The 21,845-nt window shown below is 69.6% G+C and carries 22 protein-coding genes; 18 read left to right on the plus strand and 4 right to left on the minus strand.

Features of this window, described 5'->3' with window-relative positions:
* Positions 1-5: 5 nt before the first annotated feature.
* The 9 genes from ACOMG5_RS07885 to ACOMG5_RS07925 are packed head-to-tail and all read left to right on the plus strand — an operon-like array spanning position 6 to position 8,067.
* A complete protein-coding gene (locus ACOMG5_RS07885; RefSeq protein ID WP_420343248.1) occupies positions 6-578 on the plus strand; it encodes an ECF transporter S component in 573 nt (190 codons plus the stop codon).
* Positions 579-581: 3 nt separating this feature from the next.
* Positions 582-1,370, plus strand: coding sequence for an energy-coupling factor transporter transmembrane component T family protein (locus tag ACOMG5_RS07890; RefSeq protein ID WP_420343249.1), 789 nt, complete (start codon positions 582-584; stop codon positions 1,368-1,370).
* Positions 1,361-2,209 carry an energy-coupling factor ABC transporter ATP-binding protein gene (locus ACOMG5_RS07895; protein ID WP_420343250.1) on the plus strand — a complete coding sequence of 283 codons (849 nt, stop codon included), beginning with the start codon at positions 1,361-1,363 and terminating at the stop codon, positions 2,207-2,209. The genes ACOMG5_RS07890 and ACOMG5_RS07895 overlap by 10 nt, the downstream gene beginning before the upstream one ends.
* Complete coding sequence (locus tag ACOMG5_RS07900) at positions 2,206-3,015, plus strand: energy-coupling factor ABC transporter ATP-binding protein (protein WP_420343251.1); 810 nt, start codon at positions 2,206-2,208, stop codon at positions 3,013-3,015. The genes ACOMG5_RS07895 and ACOMG5_RS07900 overlap by 4 nt, the downstream gene beginning before the upstream one ends.
* A complete protein-coding gene (locus ACOMG5_RS07905; protein ID WP_420343252.1) occupies positions 3,015-3,977 on the plus strand; it encodes a nucleoside hydrolase in 963 nt (320 codons plus the stop codon). The genes ACOMG5_RS07900 and ACOMG5_RS07905 overlap by 1 nt, the downstream gene beginning before the upstream one ends.
* A gap of 2 nt (positions 3,978-3,979) precedes the next feature.
* Entirely contained in the window at positions 3,980-5,101 is a 1,122-nt protein-coding gene (locus tag ACOMG5_RS07910) for a pyridoxal phosphate-dependent aminotransferase (RefSeq protein ID WP_420343253.1), read from the plus strand.
* 11 nt (positions 5,102-5,112) lie between these two features.
* Positions 5,113-5,991 (plus strand): alpha/beta fold hydrolase, encoded by an 879-nt coding sequence (locus tag ACOMG5_RS07915; protein WP_420343254.1) that lies wholly within the window; start codon positions 5,113-5,115, stop codon positions 5,989-5,991.
* Positions 5,991-7,214 (plus strand): hydantoinase/carbamoylase family amidase, encoded by a 1,224-nt coding sequence (locus ACOMG5_RS07920; RefSeq protein ID WP_420343255.1) that lies wholly within the window; start codon positions 5,991-5,993, stop codon positions 7,212-7,214. Before ACOMG5_RS07915 ends, ACOMG5_RS07920 begins: the two co-directional genes overlap by 1 nt.
* Position 7,215: 1 nt before the next feature.
* Entirely contained in the window at positions 7,216-8,067 is an 852-nt protein-coding gene (locus ACOMG5_RS07925; protein ID WP_420343256.1) for a hypothetical protein, read from the plus strand.
* Here the strand turns inward: ACOMG5_RS07925 and ACOMG5_RS07930 are convergent.
* The 3 genes from ACOMG5_RS07930 to ACOMG5_RS07940 are packed head-to-tail and all read right to left on the minus strand — an operon-like array spanning position 8,036 to position 11,513.
* Positions 8,036-9,010 (minus strand): N-carbamoyl-D-amino-acid hydrolase, encoded by a 975-nt coding sequence (locus tag ACOMG5_RS07930; protein ID WP_420343257.1) that lies wholly within the window; start codon positions 9,008-9,010, stop codon positions 8,036-8,038. The two genes, ACOMG5_RS07925 and ACOMG5_RS07930, sit on opposite strands and share 32 nt — an antisense overlap.
* Positions 9,007-10,254, minus strand: a complete 1,248-nt coding sequence (locus ACOMG5_RS07935) for a Zn-dependent hydrolase (protein WP_420343258.1) — start codon at positions 10,252-10,254, stop codon at positions 9,007-9,009. Before ACOMG5_RS07935 ends, ACOMG5_RS07930 begins: the two co-directional genes overlap by 4 nt.
* Entirely contained in the window at positions 10,251-11,513 is a 1,263-nt protein-coding gene (locus ACOMG5_RS07940) for a diaminopropionate ammonia-lyase (protein WP_420343259.1), read from the minus strand. The genes ACOMG5_RS07935 and ACOMG5_RS07940 overlap by 4 nt, the downstream gene beginning before the upstream one ends.
* Positions 11,514-11,603: 90 nt before the next feature.
* Here ACOMG5_RS07940 and ACOMG5_RS07945 point away from each other — a divergent pair, with 90 nt between their 5' ends.
* From ACOMG5_RS07945 to ACOMG5_RS07980, 8 genes are all read left to right on the plus strand, one after another.
* Positions 11,604-12,500 carry a MurR/RpiR family transcriptional regulator gene (locus ACOMG5_RS07945; RefSeq protein ID WP_420343260.1) on the plus strand — a complete coding sequence of 299 codons (897 nt, stop codon included), beginning with the start codon at positions 11,604-11,606 and terminating at the stop codon, positions 12,498-12,500.
* Between the two features lie 199 nt (positions 12,501-12,699).
* Positions 12,700-14,301 carry an ABC transporter substrate-binding protein gene (locus ACOMG5_RS07950; protein WP_420343261.1) on the plus strand — a complete coding sequence of 534 codons (1,602 nt, stop codon included), beginning with the start codon at positions 12,700-12,702 and terminating at the stop codon, positions 14,299-14,301.
* Between the two features lie 69 nt (positions 14,302-14,370).
* Complete coding sequence (locus tag ACOMG5_RS07955; RefSeq protein WP_420343262.1) at positions 14,371-15,324, plus strand: ABC transporter permease; 954 nt, start codon at positions 14,371-14,373, stop codon at positions 15,322-15,324.
* Between the two features lie 3 nt (positions 15,325-15,327).
* Positions 15,328-16,215, plus strand: a complete 888-nt coding sequence (locus ACOMG5_RS07960) for an ABC transporter permease (RefSeq protein WP_420343263.1) — start codon at positions 15,328-15,330, stop codon at positions 16,213-16,215.
* Positions 16,202-17,254, plus strand: coding sequence for an ABC transporter ATP-binding protein (locus tag ACOMG5_RS07965; RefSeq protein ID WP_420343264.1), 1,053 nt, complete (start codon positions 16,202-16,204; stop codon positions 17,252-17,254). The genes ACOMG5_RS07960 and ACOMG5_RS07965 overlap by 14 nt, the downstream gene beginning before the upstream one ends.
* A complete protein-coding gene (locus tag ACOMG5_RS07970) occupies positions 17,251-18,231 on the plus strand; it encodes an ABC transporter ATP-binding protein (protein WP_420343265.1) in 981 nt (326 codons plus the stop codon). Before ACOMG5_RS07965 ends, ACOMG5_RS07970 begins: the two co-directional genes overlap by 4 nt.
* 4 nt (positions 18,232-18,235) lie before the next feature.
* Positions 18,236-18,697 (plus strand): RidA family protein, encoded by a 462-nt coding sequence (locus ACOMG5_RS07975; protein ID WP_420343266.1) that lies wholly within the window; start codon positions 18,236-18,238, stop codon positions 18,695-18,697.
* The gene (locus ACOMG5_RS07980; protein ID WP_420343267.1) at positions 18,697-19,320 is read left to right on the plus strand and encodes an aspartate/glutamate racemase family protein; all 624 of its coding nucleotides are present in this window, start codon (positions 18,697-18,699) and stop codon (positions 19,318-19,320) included. The genes ACOMG5_RS07975 and ACOMG5_RS07980 overlap by 1 nt, the downstream gene beginning before the upstream one ends.
* 3 nt (positions 19,321-19,323) lie before the next feature.
* On the opposite strand, the gene ACOMG5_RS07985 is transcribed toward ACOMG5_RS07980, so the two are convergent.
* Entirely contained in the window at positions 19,324-20,964 is a 1,641-nt protein-coding gene (locus tag ACOMG5_RS07985) for a flavin monoamine oxidase family protein (protein WP_420343268.1), read from the minus strand.
* 76 nt (positions 20,965-21,040) lie between these two features.
* Here ACOMG5_RS07985 and ACOMG5_RS07990 point away from each other — a divergent pair, with 76 nt between their 5' ends.
* Positions 21,041-21,820, plus strand: a complete 780-nt coding sequence (locus ACOMG5_RS07990; protein WP_420343269.1) for a nitrilase-related carbon-nitrogen hydrolase — start codon at positions 21,041-21,043, stop codon at positions 21,818-21,820.
* Positions 21,821-21,845: the final 25 nt, after the last annotated feature.

The raw sequence follows: 21,845 nt of genomic DNA on the forward strand, positions 1-21,845 counted from the left end.
TGAACATGAAATTCGATACGCGCACATTGGTGCTCATGGCGGTCGCGATCGTCATCAATATCGTCGTCGGCCAGATCGCGGTCTGGATCAAGCTGCCGCTCTATGTGGATGCGGTGGGTACGGTCCTGGTGGGGATCCTGGCCGGGCCGCTCGCGGGCGCGCTGACCGGCACGCTGACCAACCTGATCTGGGGCCTCGTCGCGGACCCTTCGGCCACCGCCTTCTTCCCGGTGTCGCTGGTGATCGGCCTGCTCGCCGGTGTCTTTGCGCGCCTGGGCTGGTTCCGCAGCGTCGCGGCAACGGTGGGCGCGGGCGCAGTCATCGGCGTCATCTCCACCATCGTGGCGGTGCCGATCATCGTTTACATGTTCGGCGGCGTCACCGGGGCGGGCACGGATTTCGCCACCGCCTATCTGCTGGCGGTCGGGCATCAGCTGGTGGAATCGGTCGCGGTCGCGAACCTGGTGCAGAACCTCGCGGACAAGATCCTCACCTGTCTCGTCGCCTGGGGCATCGTGAAGCGGCTGCCGATGCGGTTCACCTCCGGCTTCGCCTTCTTCGCCCATTCGAAGGCCTGAGCCATGGCCGTCGCGCGTGCCACCGGTGCGGACCATGCCCTGCTCTATGTGCCGGGCACGGGCTGGCTGCACCGGCTGAACCCCCTGACCAAGCTCACCGTAGTGCTGTGGATCGCGGTCGCGGCCTTCGTCCTGCCGCCGGTGGCGACGGTGACGATCGCCGTGCTCGCCACGGCGACGGGCGTGCTGGCGGGGGCGGGGGGCGTGTTCGCGCGGCGGCTGATCTTCACGCTGGGGCCGCTGGCGCTGGCGCTGTTCGTGGTGCATGGGTTGCTCGTCGATCACGGCGGGCGGTTCGGCTTCCTCGGGCTGGATCTGAGCCGCGACGGGCTTTTGTTCATGGTGCGGGTGCTGGGCCGGATCGGGGCGCTGCTCACCGGATCGCTGCTGTTCGTGACCACGACCCACCCGGCGCGGCTGCTGGCTGCGCTCGATGCGCAGGGCTTCCCGCCGGGCGTCGCCTATGTGATTGCGAGCCCGCTGCTGCTCCTTGAGCCCTTCACGCAGCGCGCCCGTACCATCCGCGAGGCGCAGATGACCCGCGGGCTGGATCTTCAGGGCCGGGTTTCCACCCGGATCCGGGCGTTTCCGGCGCTGCTGATGCCGCTGGTGACGCTGGCGCTCGCCGATATCGACGCGCGTGCGCAGGTGCTGGACGGGCGCGGCTTTCGCGCCATGCCGCGCCGGACGGTGCTGAACGCGCCGCCCGACAGCGCGGCGCAACGCTGGGCCCGGCGTGCGCTGGTGCTGAGCCTGCCCCTTCTGATTGCCGGAGGCCTGTTATGGCGCTGATCGAAATCGATGGGCTGAGTTTTTCCTATGAGGCTGCGGGGCCGGTGGTGCTGGACCGGGTCTCTCTGAGCATCGCGGAGGGAGAGCGGGTTGCCATTCTGGGCGGCAACGGCTCGGGCAAGAGCACGCTTGCGCAATGGATCGCGGGCTGGCTGCCGCGCGGCGCTCTGGCCGCGAGCTCAGGCACCGTGTGCGTCGAGGGCCAGCCCTGGGCCGCGCTGGCGCCGGCCGCGCGCGCGGGGCTCGTGCAGTTCGTGGGCCAGGTGCCGATGCAGCAGCTCTCAGGCTTCGCCTTCACCGTGTTTGACGAAATCACCTTCGGCCCGTGCAACCTCGGTCTGCCCGAAGCCGAGATCCGCGCCCGGGCGGAAGCCGCGATCGCGCTGTGCAACCTCGATCATCTGCGCGGGCGCGACCCGTTCTCGCTCTCGGGCGGCGAGCAGCAGCGGCTCTCCATCGCCGCGGCGCTCGCGATGGGCTCGCGCGCGCTGGTGCTCGATGAGCCGACCGGCAATTTCGATCCGGAATCGCGCGATGCGCTGCTTGCGCAGATGGCGGCGCTGCCTGCAGGCCTGACCACGATCTGGTGCGATGTGGTGCTGGGCGCGGCGCTGCGTGTGGCGCAGCGGTTCGTGCTTCTGGATGGTGGCCAGATCGCGTTTGACGGCGATGCGGCGGGCCTTCTGGGCCACCCCCGCACCGCAGAGATTTTCGGCCTGCCCGCTGTGGCCGAGGCCGCGCGGCTTCTGGGCGCGCAGGGGCTTTGGCCGGGCGCGCTGCCGCACGATGCGCAGGCCGCAGCCGCCCGGCTGGCGCCGATGCTGGAGGAGGCGCCATGACCGCGATCCGGCTTCAGGATGTGCGCTTCGGCTATCAGCCCGGGATGGCGCCGGTGCTGGATGGCATCGGTTTTGCCGTGGCGCCCGGGGAGGTTGTGGCGATCGTCGGGCGCAATGGCGCGGGCAAATCCACGCTGCTGCGGCTGCTCAATGGCCTCCTGCGCCCCGATGCGGGCCGGGTGGAGGTGAATGGCCGCGATGCCGCGGGGCTGAAGGTGAGCGAGATCGCGCGCCATGTGGGCACCGTGTTCCAGGCGCCCGAGAGCCAGATCTTCAACGCCACGGTGCGCGCCGAGATCGGCTTCGGCCCGGCGCAGTTCGGCATGCCGGATGCGGCGGCGCGGGTGGCAGAGGCGGTGGCGCGCACCGGGCTCGAGGCGCTGCTCGATCATCACCCGCTGGATCTGGATGCGGCGGCGCGGCGCTTCGTGGCGGTGGCTTCGGTGCTGGCCTGTGCGCCCGGTGTGATCTTGCTGGACGAGGCGCAGCGCGGCCTCGATGCGCTGCGCCGCGCGCGCCTCGGTGCCATCATCGCGGCGGAAAAGGCCGCGGGCCGGGCGGTGATCCTCGTGTGCCACGATATGGATTTCGTCGCCGCCCATGCGGACCGGGTGCTCGGCCTCGCCGGGGGGCGGCTCGCGGTGGATGCCCCGGTGCGCGCCTTCTTCGCCGATGCCCGCGCCACGCGCGCCGTGTCGGTGGAGCAGCCCGGGATCGTCGCGCTGGCGCAGGCGCTCGGGCGGCCGGTGGCGCTGAGCCCAGCGGAATTCGTGCGCGATATCGCGCCCAGGCTGAGGAGGCCCTGATGCGGCTGATCATCGATACCGATACCGCGGGGGATGACGCGTTCTCCATCCTGCTGGCGCTGAAGGCGCCGCATGTGACGCTGGAGGCGATCACCATCTGCAACGGCAATGTGCCATTCCTGCAGCAGGCGGAGAATGCGCTCTATACGCTGGAAGTGGCGGGCGCGGGCGGGCAGGTGCCGGTCTATCTCGGCTGCCCGCGGCCGATGCTGCGCGCGCCGGTGGATGCGACCGAATTCTTCGGCGCCGATGGCATGAGCGACGCGGGCTTCCCGCAGGCGCGCCAGCGCCCGGAGGCGGAGCATGCCGTGGACCGGATCATCGATCTGGTGATGTCCAACCCCGGCGAGATCGAGATCCTCGCGCAGGCGCCGCTGACCAATATCGCCACCGCCTATGTGAAAGAGCCGCGCATCGCGCAGGCGCTGAAGCATCTGTGGGTGATGGGGGGCACCGACAACAGCCTCGGCAATACCACGCCCGCCTCGGAGTTCAACTTCTACGTCGATCCGGAGGCGGCGAAGATCGTGGTGAATGCGGGGTTCCGCCTGACGCTCTCCACCTGGACGCTGACAATGGCCTCGGGGGTGCTGCCGGAGGCGGCGCTCGCCCGGATTGCGGCGCTGGACACGCCGCTTTCGCGCTTTTTCATGGCGGTGAGCCAGGCGCCGTTCAAGCGCACCGCGATGCGCTATGGCCGCCCGCTCTCCACCCACCCCGACAGCCTGACCTGCGCCTGCCTGATCGAGCCCGCGCTGATGCTGGAGACGGCCGATTGCCTCGTCGATGTGGAGACACAGGGCGAGCTCACCCGGGCCTATTCCTCGGTCTGTACCCCGCTGACGCCCGAAGAGGCCGAGATCGACAAGCTCTGGTACGCCGCGCCCGCCAATGCGCGGGTCATCCGCCGGGCGGATACGGACCGTTTCGCCGAAATGCTGATTGCCGCGCTGAAGGACTGAACATGACCACCGCCGAGGACCGCAACCGCTATTTCGATGCCCTGTCGGCCGACGATACGCTGATCTGGATGGGGCAGAACACGAACCACATTCCGGCGCATCCGGAGGTGACGGAGGCGATGATCGCGGCGATCCGCTCGGGCGCGTTCAACGCCTATGCGCCGCCCCTCGGCTTCGAGAGCCTGCGCGCGGCGATCGTGGCCGATCTGGGCGTGGCGGGGCGGGCGCTGGTGACGGAAGGCGGTGTCAATGCGCTGGCCACCTTGTGCCGCGCGCGCTGCCGGCCGGGGACCACGCTGGTGACATCGGATCCCACCTGGAAATGGCCCGGGCTGTTTGCGCGCCAGCAGGGCGCAGAGGTGGTGGAGCTCCCGATCTTCGGGCCGGAAACCGGCTACAAGCTGACGCCCGACATGCTTCGCCGCGCGGTGGACGGGCGTTGCGCACTGATCTACCTCGTCGATCCGAACAACCCGCTCGGCACCACTTATACCGCAGAGGAGATCGGGGATTTCCTGCAGATTGCGCGCGAATCCGGCGCACTTCTGGTGCACGACTGCACCTACCGCGATTTCGCCGAAGGCCATGTGCCGGCGCCGCGGCTGGATCCGGAGAACGCGGTCTGTTCGGTGAGCTTCTCGAAATGGCTGGGGCTCGCGGGGATGCGGGTGGGCGCGCTGGTGGGGGCGCCAGCGCTCATCGAGGAGGTCTCGGGCTATGCCAGCTCCATCCTCGGCGCGGGGGTGGTGGCGCAGCGCGGGGCCGAGGCCGGGCTGCGGGTGAAGGCGGAATGGATGGAGACGGTGCTGCGCATCAACCGCGCCAACCAGGAGGCGGTGAAGGCCGCGGCGGAGGCTGCGGGGCTGAGCGTTCTGGTCTGGCCGTCACAGGCGAATTTCCTGTGCCTCGGCACAACGGGCCTCGCCCCGGAGGCGCTGGTCGAGGCCTTCCGCCGCCGCGGCATCATGATCCGGCAGGGCACCTATCACACGGCGCGGTTCGGCCACAGCTTCGTCAAGGTCTCGACCACGGTGCCGGAGGCCTGGGCCGTGCGCTTCTGCGCGGAGCTGCCCGGGGCGATCGCCGCGGCGCGCAGCCTGACCGACATTCCCGCATTGTTCTGAAGGAGAGCGCGATGTTCGTGACTGCCAGGGATGGCGTGAAGCTCTATGTCGAGGAGGCGGGCTCCGGCCTGCCGATCCTGTTCCTCCATGAATTCGGCGGCAATTACGACGCCTGGGAGCCGCAGATGCGCCGCTTCGCGCGCCGCTACCGCTGCATCACCTATGCCGCGCGGGGCTATCAGCCCTCGGATATTCCGGCCGATCTCGAAAGCTATTCGCAGCGGATCGCGGTGGAGGATGCGCTGGCGGTGCTGGATGGGCTCGGGATCGAGAAGGCGCATATCGTCGGGCTGTCGATGGGGGGCTTTGCCACGGCTCATTTCGGGCTGATCGCGCCCGAACGCGCGCTCTCGCTCACCATCGCCGGGACGGGCTATGGCGCGGAGAAAGCCTTCGAAGAGTATTTCCGCGGCGTGTCGCTGGCCGTGGCCGAGAACTTCGAGCGCCTGGGCGCGAAGGCGTTTTCCAAGGTCTATGCCCTGGGTGCCAGCCGGGTGCAGTTCCAGAACAAGGACCCCCGCGGCTGGGCCGAATTCGCCGAGCGTCTGTCGCGGCATTCGGATATGGGGGCTGCGCTCACCATGCGCGGCGTGCAGGCGCGGCGGCCCTCGCTTTATGACCTCGAGGCGGAATTCGCGCAGATGGCGGTGCCGACGCTGATCCTGACCGGGGACGAGGACGACCACTGCCTGCAGACCGCGATCTACCTGAAAAAGACGATCCCGGCGGCGGGGCTCGCGGTGCTGCCCAAGACCGGGCACACGCTCAATCTGGAGGAGCCGGAGCTGTTCAACACCCTGCTGGCCGAATTCCTGGCGCAGGTGGAGGCCGGGGCCTGGGCCCGGCGCGACCCGCGCGCGGATCCGGGCCAGGTGATGCGGACGAAATGATGCAGATCGACCGGGACAGGCTCTGGGCGCGGCTGATGCGGCTCGGCGAAATCGGCGGCTATCCGGAGGGTGGGGTCGACCGGCAGGCGCTGAGCGATGAGGAGCACGAGGCCTGGCGGCAGATGCTGCTCTGGGCGGATGCGGCCGGGCTCGTCCCCGAGACGGATGCGGCGGCGAACCTGTTCCTCACGCTTCCGGGGCAGGACCGCAGCCTGCCGCCGCTGCTCGCGGGCTCGCATCTGGACAGCCAGCCGACGGGCGGGCGCTTCGACGGGGCCTATGGGGTGATGGCGGCGCTGGAGGCGGTGAGCGTGATGGCCGAGCAAGGCTTCCGCCCCGCGCGCGATGTGACGGTCGTGTCCTGGATGAACGAGGAAGGCTCGCGCTTTGCGCCGGGCATGATGGGCTCTGAATATTTCGCGGGCACGCGCCGCATCGCGGTGATCCGGGCTGCGCGCGACGCGGAGGGGATCGCCTGTGGCGACGAGATCGACCGCCTTCAGGCGGCGTTCCCGGCCTTGCGCCAGCGCCGCCCGTTCCGCCCGGCGGCCTATCTGGAGCCGCATATCGAACAGGGCCCAGAGCTGGACAAGGCCGGCGTGCCGATCGGGATCGTGACGGGGATTCAGGGAAAGGTCACCTGCGAGGTGACCATTTCCGGCGCCCGCGGCCATGCCGGGACCGAACCGATGCGCGGGCGGCGCGATGCCGTGATCGCCTTCGCGCGGGCGGCGGTCGCGCTGGAGGAGCGGATCGGATACCGCGATCCCGAGATCCGGTTCACCATCGGCCGGGTCGAGGTGACGCCCAATGCGCCGTCGGTGATCGCGGGGGAGGTGCGGTTCCGGATCGACCTGCGTCATCCGTCGAATGCGGTGCTGGAGGCGGCGGCAGGCGAAATCGCGGGCATTGTCGCGGCGGAGGCGGCGCCTTGCGCGGCACAGGTCCGGGTGCTGGTGCATGCCCCGTCCAACGAATTCCACCCGGCCTTGCGGGCGCGGATTGCCGATGCGGTGCTGCGCCGCGGCTATGCGGCGCGCCCGATCGCCTCGGCCGCGGGCCACGATGCGCGGCATCTCGCGGGGATCTGCCCCACGGCGATGATCTTCATCCCGTGCCGGGACGGCATCAGCCACGACCCCGCCGAGAGCGCCGAGGAGGCCGATGTGGCCGCGGGAGCACAGGTGCTGCTCGATGTGCTGAACAGCCTCGCGGAGGGCTGAGATGGGCGGGCGGATCGCGCTTGTGTCGAATTGCCTCGCGAACCAGAACGCGAAGGTGGCGGAATACGAGGTCTGCCCGGGCGGCATGGTGCCGCTCCTGCAACTGCTGCGCGCACGGGGCTTCGCGGTGATCCAGATGCCCTGCCCGGAGATGACGTTTCTCGGCTGCGGGCGCTGGTGGCAGGTGCGCGCACAATATGACACGGCGGGTTATCGCCGGCACTGCCGGATGGCGGCCGGGACCGTGGCCGATGCGCTGTCGCAGGCCGGGGGCTGCACCGATCTGGTGCTGCTCGGGGTGGACGGCTCCCCCTCCAGCGGCGTGCAGGTCACGGACAGCGGCGCGGATTGGGGCGGCCGCCCCGGCCCGCGGGAGGTGGCGCTGGTGCCGGGGCAGGGGGTCTGGATCGAGGTGCTGTTGCAGGTTCTGGCCGAACGCGGGCTCGGGCGGCCGCGGCTGATCGGGATCGGCAGCGAGCTTCCGGGCTATGATCCGGAGGCAGAGCTGGCGCGGCTCGATCGGTTCTTGCAGGGCGCGGAGGCCACCCTGCCAGAGATCGGGGAGGCCCCGCCGCCTGCGGCCGTGCGTGGCCGCGCGGTTCTGGTCGTACCGCAGGAGGGCTTCGCAGACCCGGATGTACTCGCGCTGGCGGCGGACTGGGGCCTGCTGCAGCTGCCGGGCCCGGAGGCGGGCGCGGCGCTGGAGCTGCTTGCCGATCAGGTGGAGGACTATCGCCGCCACGGCTACCGGGTGGCGGGCCTGCCCGGGCCTGGCCTTGCGCAGCTGAACGCGGAGCTCTCCCGCCGGGGCGGGGCGCCGCTCAGCGCGCCGGGGCCCGATCCGCGCGGATGATCGCGTCGCGCTCGCGCGCCCGGGTCTCGGCGCCTTCGGTGATCGGGCCGTAATCCGCGGGCTCGCGGTGCAGCGCGAAGTTGAAGATGTTGCGCCGCAATTCGCTGCAGCGGTCGAGGTCGATCTCGGCGGTGGCGATCTCGTCGCCGAGGCCCAGCACGCGGGCGACGATCTGGCCGGTGGGCGCGATGATAAAGCTGCCGCCGATCAGGTCGCAGCCCTCCTCGCGCCCGGCCTTGGCCGTGCCGATCACCCAGCAGCCATTGGCATAGGCCCCGGCCTGCATGCTCAGGTGGTTGTGGAAATCCTGCAGGTGGTCGTGCTCGGGGGCCATCGGGTAATGCACCGGCGTATTGTAGCCCAGCATCACCAGCTCCGCCCCGCGCAGCCCGAGCACGCGGAAGGTCTCGGGCCAGCGGCGGTCGTTGCACAGGCACATGCCGATCTTGCCGCCCATCGCCTCATAGACGGGGAAGCCGAGGTCTCCGTGCTCGAAATAGCGTTTCTCCAGGTGCTGGAACGGGCGCCAGTCTTCCGGATTGAAATGGCCGGGCAGATGCACCTTGCGGTAATTGCCCACGATCCGGCCCTCGGGCGAGACGAAGATCGACGTGTTGAAGCGCCGCGCGGCCGCGCCCTCCCGGATCAGCTCGGCATAGCCCATGTAGAACCCGATCCCGAGCCGCCGCGCGGCATCGAACAGCGGCTGCGTTTCCGGCCCGGGCATTTCTGTTTCATAAAAGCGGTCGAGCTCGGCTTCGTCCTCGATGTACCAGCGCGGGAAGAAGCTGGTGAGCGCGAGCTCCGGGAACACCACCACCTGCGCCGCGCGCCGGTGCGCCTCCTCAAGCAGGGCGATCATCCGCGCGATCACCTCCGCGCGGGGCTCGGTGCGGGCAATCGGGCCCAGCTGGGCGGTGGCGGCGATGAAGCGGCGGCTCATGTCCTGTCCTGTCTGTGGCCCGCGCGCGCGAGCGCCACCTGCGCCAGCAATTGAACGCCGGGCAGGATCTGTGCGGGGGAGGTGTATTCGCGGATGTTGTGGCTGACGCCGCCCTGCGAGGGCACGAAGATCATCGCGGTGGGGCAGAGGGGGGCGAACATCTGCGCGTCATGCCCGGCGCCCGAGGGCATCTTGCACCCGCTCAGGCCCGCGCCCGCGGCGGCCTGCGCGATTTCCTCGACGAGATCCGGATCGAAGCCCACCGGGGCGAAGCGCGCGAGGCTGCGCTGCGTGAGCGTGCAGCCCTCCGCTTCGGCCAGGGCGCGGGCGCGCTCGGCCAGGCGGGCTTCGGCGGCGCGCAGCGTGGCGTCATCGGTGTTGCGCAGGTCGACCGTCAGCTGGGCGCGCTCGGGCACGACGTTCACGATATCGGGCGCGAATTGCAGCCGCCCCACGGTCGCCACCTGCGGCGGGCCGAAATCCCGCGCGATGGCGCGGGCCTCCGCCACGATCCCGGCCGCCACCACGCCCGCATCGCGGCGCATGTCCATCGGCGTGGTGCCGGCATGGGCGGCGGCGCCCTCGATGGTGAATTCGCTCCAGGAGATCCCCTGCACGCCGGTGACCGCGCCGATGGCTCGGCCTGCGCGCTCCAGCACGGGCCCCTGTTCGATATGCAGCTCCAGATAGCACGAGGGCCGCAGCGCGCCTGCGGGCTCCGGCCCGGCGGCGCCGATCCGGCTCAGGGCTTCGCCGACGGTCATGCCGTCAATCCCGGGCTGCGCCAGCATGGCGGCCAGGTCCAGCGCGCCGGTGGCGACGCCCGATCCCATCATGTCTGGCTGGAAGCGGGCGCCCTCCTCATTGGTGAAGAAGGCGACGGCGAGGGGGCGTTCGGTCTCGATCCCGGCTTCGGAGACGGCCTCGATCACCTCGATCCCGGCCAGGACGCCAAGCGCGCCATCATAGAGCCCGCCGGTGGCCACGGTATCTATATGCGAGCCCATCAGCACCGGCGCGGCCGTGGTGCCGCCGCGCCCGGGGCGAATGGCCCAGGTGTTGCCGAACTGGTCGCTGTGCAGCTCCAGCCCCAGATCCCGAAACCAGCCAGTGACGAGCGCGCGGCCCTCGGCATCCTCCGGGCTCAGCGCCAGCCGTTTGCAGCCGCCGCCCGGAAGCGCCCCGATCCGGCCGAGCGCCGCGATACGGGCCGAGAGCCGGTCGATGTCTATCCTCACGCTCATGCGCCTGCCCGGACGGCCGCCGCGCTGCGCCCGACGAGCTGCTCATAAAGCGCGGGGTCGGTATCGCCTTCGGTGGCAAAGCAGAGCACGCGGGAGCCGCCATCCAGCCCGAGCGCGCGCGCGGCCGCCGGATCCGCGGCCACGGCCAGCAGCGCCGCGAGACCGGCAACGGCGGATTCCCCCGCCACCACCGCCGGATCCCCGGGGAGCGGATCCGCCAGCCGCCGCATCACCGCCACCGCATCGCGGTCCTCGACCGAGACAGCGGCGAAGGCCAGCGGCTCCAGCACCTGCCAGGCCAGCTGCGAGACCTCGCCGCAGGCGAGCCCCGCCATCAGTGTATCGAGATCGCCGGTGATGGCCACCGGATGCCCGGCGCGGAAGCTCTCGACCCAGCAGGCGGAGCGGTCCGGATCGGCCAGGATCACGCGCGGGGCGGCCGCCCCGTAGCGGCGGCGGAACTGCGCGGCGATGGCCGCCGCCGCCCCGCCGACCCCGGTCTGGAGGAACAGATGGGTGGGGGGCAGGGGCAGGGCCTCGGCGGCCTCGGCCGCAGTAATCTCGTAGCCCTGCATCACATCCTTCGGCACATCGACATAGCCAGGATAGGACGTATCGGAGACCACGAACCAGCCCTCGCGGCGGGCGGTCTCGTCGGCCTCGCGCACGCTGTGGTCGTAGTTCCCGGCGCAGCGGCGGACCTCGGCGCCATAGGCGGCAATTGCGGCGGCGCGGCCTTCGGAGACGGTCGCATGGACGAAAATCACGCAGCGGCAGCCGAAACTGCGCGCGCCCCAGGCGACGGAGCGGCCATGGTTGCCATCCGTCGCGCAGCACACGGTCAGCCCGGAGAGAAGCGCGGCATGCCGCCCCGCGAGCACCTCCGCCACCGTGGGCACGCTGCCGGTGCGGGCCGCGATTTCGCGCAGGAGCAGGCGCAGCACCGCATAGGCCCCGCCGAGCGCCTTGAAGCTGCCGAGGCCGAAGCGGCCGCCTTCGTCCTTCAGATGCAGCGCGCCGATCCCCGCCTGCCGCGCCAGGCCCGGCAGCGCATGGAGCGGGGTCGGCGCATATCCGGGCCAGGCCGAAATGGTGGCGCGCGCCTCGGCGTAGGCGGCGTCATTCAGGACGGCATCCTGCGTGGCGCTCCAGGCCGCGTCGGGGTGGAAGGCGCGGTTGAACACGACCTCCGTCTGCGCGCCCTGGCCCAGGGCATTTTTGAAGTGGATCGGGGCGGGGGCGGTATGTGCGGCGGGCATGGCGGGCCTTTGGTCGACTCGGTTTCGTCATTGAAAGCAAATTTCCGATGCAATAATCAATATGAAAATATATTTTCATATGAGGGTAAGATGACCGGCGATGGCTCCCTGCTGCAGCGGCTCCACGAAGTCTATGCTGCGCTTCCCGGGCAGGAGCGCCGCGCCGCGGATCTCATCCTCGATCAGCCGCAGGAGATGGCGGTCTGGACGGCGGTGGAGCTGGCCGCGCGGGCGGGTGTCTCCAATGCCACGGTGAGCCGGCTGATGCAGCGGCTGGGCTATCCGAATTTCGAGGCCGCGCGGCAGGAGGCGCGCAAGCTGCGCGAGACCGGATCGCCCTTGTTTCTGCGCAAGACCCCGGGCGGGCCGATCGGCGCGCTGATCGCGGCGGAGGCGGGGCTGATCGAAGCCGCGCTGAGTGCGGTGGATGCGCAGATGGTGGAGGATATCGCGGGCGCGCTGGCCACGGCGCCGCGGGTCTCGGCGATCGGGTATCGCAATAGCCGGTTTCTGGCGGATTACCTGCTGGCGCAGCTCGCGCAGCTGCGCCCGGGGGTTTCCCGGCTGGGGCAGGAGGGGCAGACCGCGGCGGAGGGGATCGCCGCGCTCGGGCCGCAGGATGTGGTGGTGATCCTCGGGCTGCGGCGGCGGCCGGCGGGCTTTGCCGCGCAGGTGCAGGCCATCGCGGAGCGGGGCGCGCGGATCGTTCTGCTGGCAGATCGCAGCCTGCGGGTGGTGCCGGCGCTGGCGCGCTGGCCGGTGACCTGCCCTGTGGAAACCGGCTCGAGCCAGGATTCCTACGCGGGCGTGATGGCGCTTTTGCGGCTGCTGGTGATGCGCTGTGCCGAGGCTCTGGGCGAGGCGGGGCAGCAGCATCTGCAGACGGTCGAAGCGCTGCGCGAGAGGCTGGGCGAGCTGGAGCCGCCGCTGCGCCGCGCCCAGCCGGAAGGCGATAATCAGCACGCCGATGAGAAGAATCGCTTCTAAACCCGCCGAAACCCGGGAGGAGCGATCAATTCATACTCATAATCGAAATTTTATGCGCAAATTATAGGCATTGTGTCCGGCTGGTAAAAAACCATGCCGATCTGGGGGCAGGCGGATTGTGCATCCGCGGCGGACGGAGGCCTAACCTTTGGGGCGAAGCGATCACCTGACCGTCCAGCCACAACAGAAGGAGGCCCCCTTGTCCAAGTTCTTCTCCGGTATTGCCGGTATTGCCATCGCCGCAGCGCTCGCCTGGTCCGGCCCCGCGGCGGCCCAGGGCACGCTGCGCATCGGGATGACGGCGTCGGATATCCCGCTCACCACGGGGCAGACCGACCAGGGCGGCGAGGGGATGCGGTTCATGGGCTATACGGTCTATGACGCGCTGATCAACTGGGACCTCTCGAGCGCAGACAAACCCTCGACGCTGGTGCCGGGGCTCGCGACCGAATGGGCGCCCGATGCTGCCGACAAGACCAAATGGGTCTTCAAACTGCGCGAGGGCGTGACCTACCACGACGGCAGCGCCTTCACCGCCGAGACCGTGGTGTGGAACCTCGACAAGCTGCTGAAGCCCGATGCGCCGCAATACGACTCGCGCCAGGCCGCGCAGGGCAAATCGCGGATCCCGGCCGTGGCGAGCTACCGCGCGATCGATGCGCATACGCTGGAGATCACGACGAAGGAGCCCGATGCGACGCTGCCCTATCAGCTGGCCTGGATCATGATGTCCTCGCCCGCGAACTGGGAGGCGCAGGGCAAGAGCTGGGAGGCGGTGGCGGCGCATCCCTCGGGCACCGGCCCGTGGAAGCTCACGGGCTTCGTGCCGCGCGAGCGCGCCGAGCTGGTGCCGAACCCGGATTACTGGGACAAGACCCGGGTGCCCAAGCTCGACAAGCTCGTGCTGATCCCGCTGCCGGAGCCTAATGCGCGGGCGGCGGCGCTGATGTCGGGGCAGGTGGACTGGATCGAGGCGCCCGCGCCCGACACCATCCCGGCGATGCAGGCCAATGGCTTCGTCATCACCTCCAACACCTATCCGCACAACTGGACCTGGCACCTCTCGCGCCTCGATGGCTCGCCCTGGAACGACATCCGGGTGCGCAAGGCCGCGAACCTCGCGATCGACCGCGATGGCATCAGCGCGCTTCTGGGGGGGCTGATGATCCCGGCCAAGGGCTTCATGCCGCCGGGCTCGGCCTGGTTCGGCCACCCGACCTTCGATGTGAAATACGACCCGGAAGAGGCGAAGAAGCTTCTGGCAGAAGCCGGCTACGGCCCCGACAAGCGGCTGAAGGTGAAGGCGCTGATCTCGCCCTCGGGCTCGGGGCAGATGCTGCCCTTGCCGATGAACGAATACATCCAGCAGAACCTCGCGGAAGTGGGCATCGACGTCGAATTCATGGTCGTCGAATGGAACCAGATGATCAACCTGTGGCGCGCGGGCGCGGCCGATGCCGCGGTGGATGGCAGCCAGTCGATCAACTTCACCTATGCGATCCAGGACCCGTTCACCGGCTTCATCCGCCACCTCGACTGCAAGCTCACGGCACCGAACGGCACCAATTGGGGCCATTACTGCGACCCGGACATGCAAAAGCTGTTCGGCGAGATCAAGACCACCTTCGACCCGGCGGAGCAGGAGAAGGTGCTGCAGAAGGTACACGAGAAATTCGTGGACGATGCCCTGTTCCTGATGGTGGCGCATGACGTGGCGCCGCGGGCGATGAGCCCGAAGGTCAAGGGCTTCGTGCAGGCGCAGAACTGGTATCAGAACTTCTCCAGCATCACGATGGAATGACCTCTCCGGCCCCGCCGCCCCATGGTGGCGGGGCCTTTCAAGGAACCTGTCCGAAAGGATCCGGCACCCGTGCTCAGCTACCTTCTGCGACGCCTGACCCTGGTTCTGCCGGTGGCGTTCGGTGTCTCCGTCATCTGTTTCCTGCTGGTGCAGATCGCGCCTGGCGATCCGCTGACCTCGATCATGCCGGTCGATGCCTCGGCCGAGCAGCAGGCCGAGATGCGCGCGGCCTATGGCCTCGATAAGCCCCTGCCCGTGCAATATGCGATGTGGATGGGCAAGCTCCTGCAGGGCGACATGGGGCAGTCCATTGCCACCGGCCGCCCCGTCGCCGGAGAGGTCTTCGGCGCGGTGCAGAACTCGCTCCTCCTCGCGCTTGCGGCGGCGGCGATCGCGTTTCCGGTGGGGATCTTCCTCGGCTTCCTCGCGGGCTATTTCCGCGACACGATCCTGGACCGCGGTGTCACCGCGCTTGCCATTACCGGGGTGTCGCTGCCGAACTACTGGCTCGGGATCGTGCTGGTGATCGTGTTCTCGGTCACGCTGGGCTGGCTGCCCTCCATGGGCGCGGGGCCGGGCGGCTCCTCCGAATGGGCCTGGGACTGGCTCCACCTGCGCCATCTGGTGCTGCCCGCGGTGACGCTTTCGGTGGTGCCGATCGGGCTCGTGTCGCGCACGGTGCGGGCGCTCGCGGGCGATATCCTGTCGCAGGATTTCGTGCAGGCGCTCTATGCCAAGGGCATGAGCCGGGGCGACGTGCTGCGCCATGTGGCGCGCAATGCGGCGGCGACGGCGCTCTCGGTGATGGGGCTGCAACTGGGCTATCTGCTCGGCGGCTCGATCCTGATCGAGACGGTGTTCAACTGGCCCGGCTCCGGCTTCCTGCTCTCCAATGCGATCTTCCAGCGCGATCTGCCGCTCCTGCAGGGCACGATCCTGGTGCTGGCGCTGTTCTTCGTGACGATGAACCTGATCGTCGATGTCGCGCAGGCGGCGATCGACCCGCGCATCAAGAGGAGCTGAGCCATGACCGCGGCGGATACGACCTCCCTCCCGGCCCCGGCGGCGCCGGTCTCGCGCGGCTACTGGTCCGGGGTCGGGCGCAGGCTGGTGCGCGACCCGGTGGCGATGCTGTGCCTCGGCGTTCTGCTGGCGCTGATCCTGGCGGCGGTGTTCGCGCCCTGGCTGGGCCTCGCAGACCCGTACAAGGCCTCGATGATCGCCCGGCTGAAGCCCATCGGCACCGCGGGCCATCTGCTCGGCACCGATGAGCAGGGCCGCGACATGCTCGCCCGGCTGGTCTATGGCGGCCGCCTCACGCTGATGATCGGGCTCTTGCCGGTGGTCTTCGCCTTCTTCATCGGCACCGCGCTCGGCATCGTCGCGGGCTTCGCGGGCGGGCTCACCAATACGCTGATCATGCGCACCGTGGATGTGTTCTTCGCCTTCCCCTCGGTGCTCCTTGCCATCGCGATCTCGGGCTCGCTCGGCGCCGGCATCGTGAACAGCCTCGTGTCGCTCACCATCGTCTTCATCCCGCAGATCACCCGCGTGGCCGAAGCCGTCACCTCGGGGGTGCGCGCGCTCGATTACATCGAAGCCGCCCGCGCCAGCGGCGCCAGCGCCCTCACCGTGATCCGCGTGCATGTGATCGGCAATGTGCTCTCGCCGATTTTCGTCTATGCGACCTCGCTTACCAGCGTCTGCATGATCCTGGCAGCCGGGCTGTCCTTCCTCGGCATCGGGGTAAAGCCGCCCGAGCCCGAATGGGGGCTGATGCTGAACACGCTGCGCGCGGCGATCTATGTAAACCCCTGGGTCTCGGCGCTGCCGGGGGTGATGATCTTCATCACCTCGCTGTGCCTGAACCTGCTGAGCGATGGCGTCAGGAGTGCGATGAATGTCCGCGATTGATCCCCGGGCCGACCAGCTGCCCGATACCGGCGGGCCTGCGCAGCCGCTGCTGACGGTGAAGGAGCTGAAGAAGTACTTCCCAATCCGGGGCGGGCTGATGAACCGGGTCAGCGCGCATGTGCAGGCGGTGGATGGCGTGTCCTTCGAGGTGCGCAAGGGCGAGACGCTGGGCATCGTGGGCGAATCCGGCTGCGGCAAATCCACCACGGCGCGGCTCCTGATCGGGCTGATGCCGAAGGATGCGGGCGAGGTCATCTTCGACGGCAAGGCGCTTGGGGACGGGCTGTCGCTGCGCGAGCTGCGCCGGGGCGTGCAGATGGTGTTTCAGGACAGCTACGCCTCGCTCAATCCGCGCATGACCATCGTCGATTCCATCGCCTTCGGCGCGCAGGTGCAGGGCCTGGACCGGCCGCGGGAGCGCGCGCGCGACCTGATGGCGCGGGTGGGGCTCGATCCCGCGCGCTTCGCCGACCGCTACCCGCACGAGCTCTCGGGCGGGCAGCGCCAGCGGGTGAATATCGCGCGCGCGTTGGCGATGGCGCCGCGGCTGGTGATCCTCGACGAGGCGGTCTCCGCGCTCGACAAATCGGTCGAGGCGCAGGTGCTGAACCTGCTCAACGACCTGCGCGCGGAATTCGGGCTCACCTATGTGTTCATCAGCCACGACCTGAACGTGGTGCGCTATATCTCGGACCGGGTGCTGGTGATGTATTTGGGCGAGGTGGTGGAGGTGGCGCCGGTCGCGGCCATGTATGACCGCCAAGCCCATCCCTATACGCGCTCGCTGTTCCAGGCGATGCCCTCGATGGACCCGGACAACCGCACCAAGGAGCCGCCGCTCACCGGCGACCCGCCGAACCCGATCAACCCGCCCGCGGGCTGCCGCTTCCATACCCGCTGCCGCTTTGCGGAAGATGTGTGCAAGGCGGTGGCGCCGCGGCTGCGCCCGCTGCCGGGCGCGCCCGACCACCTCACCGCCTGCCACCTGCATGACCCGGCCTCGGGCCACCGCCGCGCGCTATCGGAGGCCGCCGAATGACCGAGACCACACCGATCCTGGAGATCGACCATCTGAACGTGCGGTTCCGCGGCGAGAAGGTGCTGCATGCGATCAACGACCTGTCGCTGCGGCTGGAGCAGAGCGAGACGCTGGCGCTTCTGGGCGAGAGCGGCTCGGGCAAGAGCGTCACGCTCAAAACCCTCCTGCGCCTGCTGCCGCCCAAGCGCAGCGAGATCGAGGGCGATATCCGGGTGAACGGCACCGATATCCTCACGCTCTCTGGGCGCGTGCTGCAGCGCTATCGCGGCAGCGAAGTCTCCATGGTGTTTCAGGAGCCGGCGCTGGCGCTGGATCCGGTCTACAAGATCGGCCAGCAGATCGCCGAGGCCGTGCAGCGCCACAAGGGCATCCGCCGCGAGGAGGCGATGGATGTGGCGCTCGACATGCTGCGCCGGGTGCGGATCCCCTCGCCCGAACGGCGGATGACGAACTATCCGCACGAGCTTTCGGGGGGGATGCGGCAGCGGGTGATGATCGCGCTGGCGCTGGCCTGCCGGCCGCGGCTGTTGCTGGCCGATGAGCCGACGACGGCGCTCGATGCCACGGTGCAGATCCAGATCCTGCTGCTTCTGCGCGAATTGCAGCGCGAATTCGGCATGGCGGTGATCTTCGTCACCCATGATATCGGCGTGGCGGTGGAAATTTCGGAGCGGATCGCGGTGATGTATGCCGGGGCGATCATCGAGGAGGGTACTACGCGCGAGATCATCACCAACCCGCAGCACCCCTATACCAAGGGGTTGCTGGCGGCGAACCTGCATGATGTGGCCAAGGGCACGCGGCTCAATGCGATCCCGGGCGCGCCGCCGGCGCTGCACGAGCGGCCGACGGGATGCTCCTTCGCGCCGCGCTGCCCGGTGGCGATGCCGGAATGCAGGGCCAGCGTGCCGCCGATGACCGCGCTCGGGCCGCGCCGCCGCGTGGCCTGCCTGCGCGCCGCGGCAGCGACCGTCTGAGCCGATGACTGCCATCGAAAGCCGCCTCGCCGCCCTCGGGCTGAGCCTGCCGCGAAGCGCCCCGTCGCGCGCGCTGTTCCTGCCCGGCAAGATCTCGGGCAACCTGCTGTTCCTGTCCGGGCAGATCTGCGAATGGGAAGGGGTGCCGCAGTATTTCGGCCCCGTCGGCCCGGGGTTCGACATTGCCGAGGGGCAGCGGGCGGCGCGGATGTGTGCGCTGAACCTGCTGCATGCGATCCGCACCGTTGCGGGCTCCCTCGAGCGGGTGACGCAGGTGATCCGGCTCGGCGGCTTCGTCGCGGCGCCGCCGGGCTATGGCGAGGGGCCGTTCATCGTCAACGGTGCCTCGCAGCTGTTCATCGACCTGTGGGGCGAGGCCGGGCGCCATGCGCGCACGGCGTTGAATGTGGCCTCGCTGCCCGCGAATGCGCTGGTGGAGATCGAGGCGGTGGTGGAGATCGCATGATGAGCGCGCCGCTCCTGATGAACCCGAACGGCAATGCCGCGACGACCGAGGCGATGCTGCGCATCGCGCGGCGCACGCTGCCGGAGCTGACAGGCTGGACGGCGCCGGGCGGCCCGCCGCTGATCACCGATATGGGCCTGCTTGCGGCGGCCGGGGCGGCGGTCGCCGCGGCCACGATCGCGCCCGATTGCCCGGGGGTGATCGTCTCGGCCTTCGGCGACCCGGGCGCGGAGGCGCTGCGCGCGCGGCTTGCCGTGCCGGTGGTGGGGATCGGGCAGACGGCGGCGGAGGTCGCCTCCGTGGAAGGGCGCAGCTTTGCCGTGGCCACCCATACGCCGGGCCTCACCTCCGGGATCGACCTGTTGATGCGGCGCCATGGCGGGGCGGCCTATCGCGGCTGCTGGCTCGCCGAAGGCGACCCGGCCGGGTTCGACGATCCGGCGGTGCTCGATGCCGCAATGCTCGATGCGGTGGAGCGGGCCTGGGGCGCGGGCGCGGAGGCGGTGATCATCGGCGGCGGCCCGCTGGGAGAGGTGGCGCTGCGCATCGCGCCCGATGCGCCCTGCCCGCTGATCCAGCCGATCCCGGAGGCGGCGGCGCGGCTGCGCAGCCTTCTGGGCTGAGGCTCAGCCCAGCACCACAGGGCCATAGGCCGAATACATGTCCCCCGGCCCCGGATTGGCCGGATCGGTCGCGCCACCGAAATGCCTCATGATCCCCCAGACCGCATTCAGCGCCGTCTGCACCGCGCCCTCGACCCAGGCCGGGGTCCAGCTGATGCCATCGCCCGCCAGGAAGATCCCGCGCTCCGCCGCGGGCAGCCCCGCCTGCATGAAATGGCCATACATGCGGTGATTGTAGCGGTAATGGCCCGGCAGCGCGCCCTTGAAGGCGCCGAGGAAGTTCTCGTCCGTCTCCCAGCTCACGCAGATCGGGTTGCCGCGGATATGGCCGGCGATGTCCACCCCCGGATAGATATGCCTAAGCGCTGCGAGCGCGAGCTCCACCCGCTTCTCCGCATCATGCGGCAGCACCTTCAGCGCATCGGTCATCCACGAATAGGACAGGCAGATTACCGCCGGCCGGTCCGGCCCGTTGTCGAAGAAATAGGTGCCGCGGGTGATCCGGTCGGTGAGCGTCATCGACATCAGCGGCCGCCCGGTGGCCGGGTCTGTGTCGTTCCAGAACGGGCGGTCGACCATCACGAAGGTCTTCGCGGCCTGCATGTAGCGGGTGCGGTCCAGCGCCATCCACAGCCCCTGCGCGAACAGCGCCTCATCGGTCTCGATCGCGGTGGTGAGCAGGTGGCTCTGGCAGGTGACGAGGACGGCCTCATAGGCATCGGTGCGGCCCCAGCAATCCGTCACCGCGATCCGGCCATCTGTACCGCGCGCAATCCGCGTCACCCGCGAGCGGGTCGCGCCGCCGTTCAGGGCGCATAGCGTGGTACGGCCCCAATGCGCGCAATCGGCCTCCTGCCGCCAGAGCCGGTGCAGCACATTTTCCACGCCGCCGCGGATATAGCGCTGCGCGTCGTCCAGTCCGCAGAGGTTCACCCGCAGGATTTCCAGCATGGAATTCGGGAAGTCGCTGTCCCAGCCGCCGGTGCCGAAGCCGACCTGGCCGAAGACTTCGCGGTGGCGGAAGCTCAGCGCCCGGAACGCCCGCGAGGAGGTGATGAAATCATAGAAGGTCCGCTCGTCCCATTCGGCCACGAGCCCGTCCCAGAGGGCCTTCACGGCGGCCGCATCGCGCGCCCGCATGGCGCCCTGAAGCGCCGAGAACTGCGCGCCTTCCTCCAGCGCCGCGGCATAGGCCTCGGCCACTTCGCGGTAGAGCGCGGGCAAATCGTCGAGGCTGCGGGCGAACAGGCTATCGCCCTCCAGGTCGATCACGGTCGAGCCCGCGGCGGCGGTGAGCGGGTTCGGGAAGGGCGCGCTCTCGCAGCCGACCAGATCGACGTAATGGTAAAAGCCGCGCGAGCTGACCGGGAAGCGCATGCCGCCCAGCTCGGCAATCACATCCTCGGTGCCCTCGAAGGTCTCGGAGCGCAGCCGCCCGCCGAATTTGCCGGATTCGTAAAGCACCGGCCGCAGCCCGAGCTTCATCAGCTCATGCCCGGCAATCACCCCGGCGGCGCCCGCGCCGATCACCGCCACCGCGGCGCCGCGGCGCGCGGGCGGGATCTGGCCCAGCCCCGCAGGGTGCTGCAGCCAGCTGTCATAGGCGAAGGGGAAATCGGGGCCGAAGGCGGAAAGCTCTGTCATCGCGGGTCCGGGCTCAGGGTGATTGCCCCGCGGCCCGGCGGATGCCAGAATTGCGGCGCATGATATGGAGCCAAGCGTGAAACTCCTGCTTTCGCAACCCCTGCCGACGGATGGTGCCCTCACGGAAGCCTTCGACCATGCTGCCCATTGCCTGAGCGTGGCCGCGGCGGCGGGGGCGCGGCTGGTGCTGCTGCCCGAGCTGTTCCTGCCGGGCTACAACCGGCCCGATCTGCATGCCGCGCTGGCGCAGCCCCTTGAGGGCGGCTGGATCGCGCGGCTGCGGGAGATGGCGGCGGCGCATGGGGTGGGGCTCGTGCTCGGCTGGGCGGAGCGGGAGGGCGCGGCCCTGTTCAATGCGGCGGTGGCGATTGCGCCCGACGGCGCGATTGCCGCGCAGTACCGCAAGATCCAGCTGTTCGGCGCCATGGAGCGGGCCGTATTCACGCCCGGGGCCGCGCCCGCGCCGGTGTTCGCGCTGGAGGGGCGGCGCTTCGGGCTGCTGATCTGCTATGATATCGAATTTGCCGCCCATGCGGCCGATCTGGCGCGGCGGGGCGCGGAGGTGATCCTGGTGCCCACGGCCAATCCGGCCGGGTTCGAGCATGTGCAGGACGTGCTGGTGCCGGCCAGGGCACATGAGGGCGCGCAGGTGATCGCCTATGCAAACTACAGCGGCGCGGAGGCCGGGCTGCAGTTTGGCGGGCGCTCGCTGATCGTGGGGCCGGATGCGCGGCCGCTGGCGGCGGCGGGGGCGCGGCCTGCGATACTGATCGTGGATCTGCCGGAGCGGGCGGATTATCCGGCGGCGCTGCTTTCCACCCAGGCGCAGGATCTGCGCGATCCGGGCGCCCGTTAGCCATATCCTCACCATTTCCGCGCAG

It is taken from the genome of Paenirhodobacter sp. (assembly GCF_041916475.1).
Lineage (GTDB): Bacteria > Pseudomonadota > Alphaproteobacteria > Rhodobacterales > Rhodobacteraceae > Rhodobacter.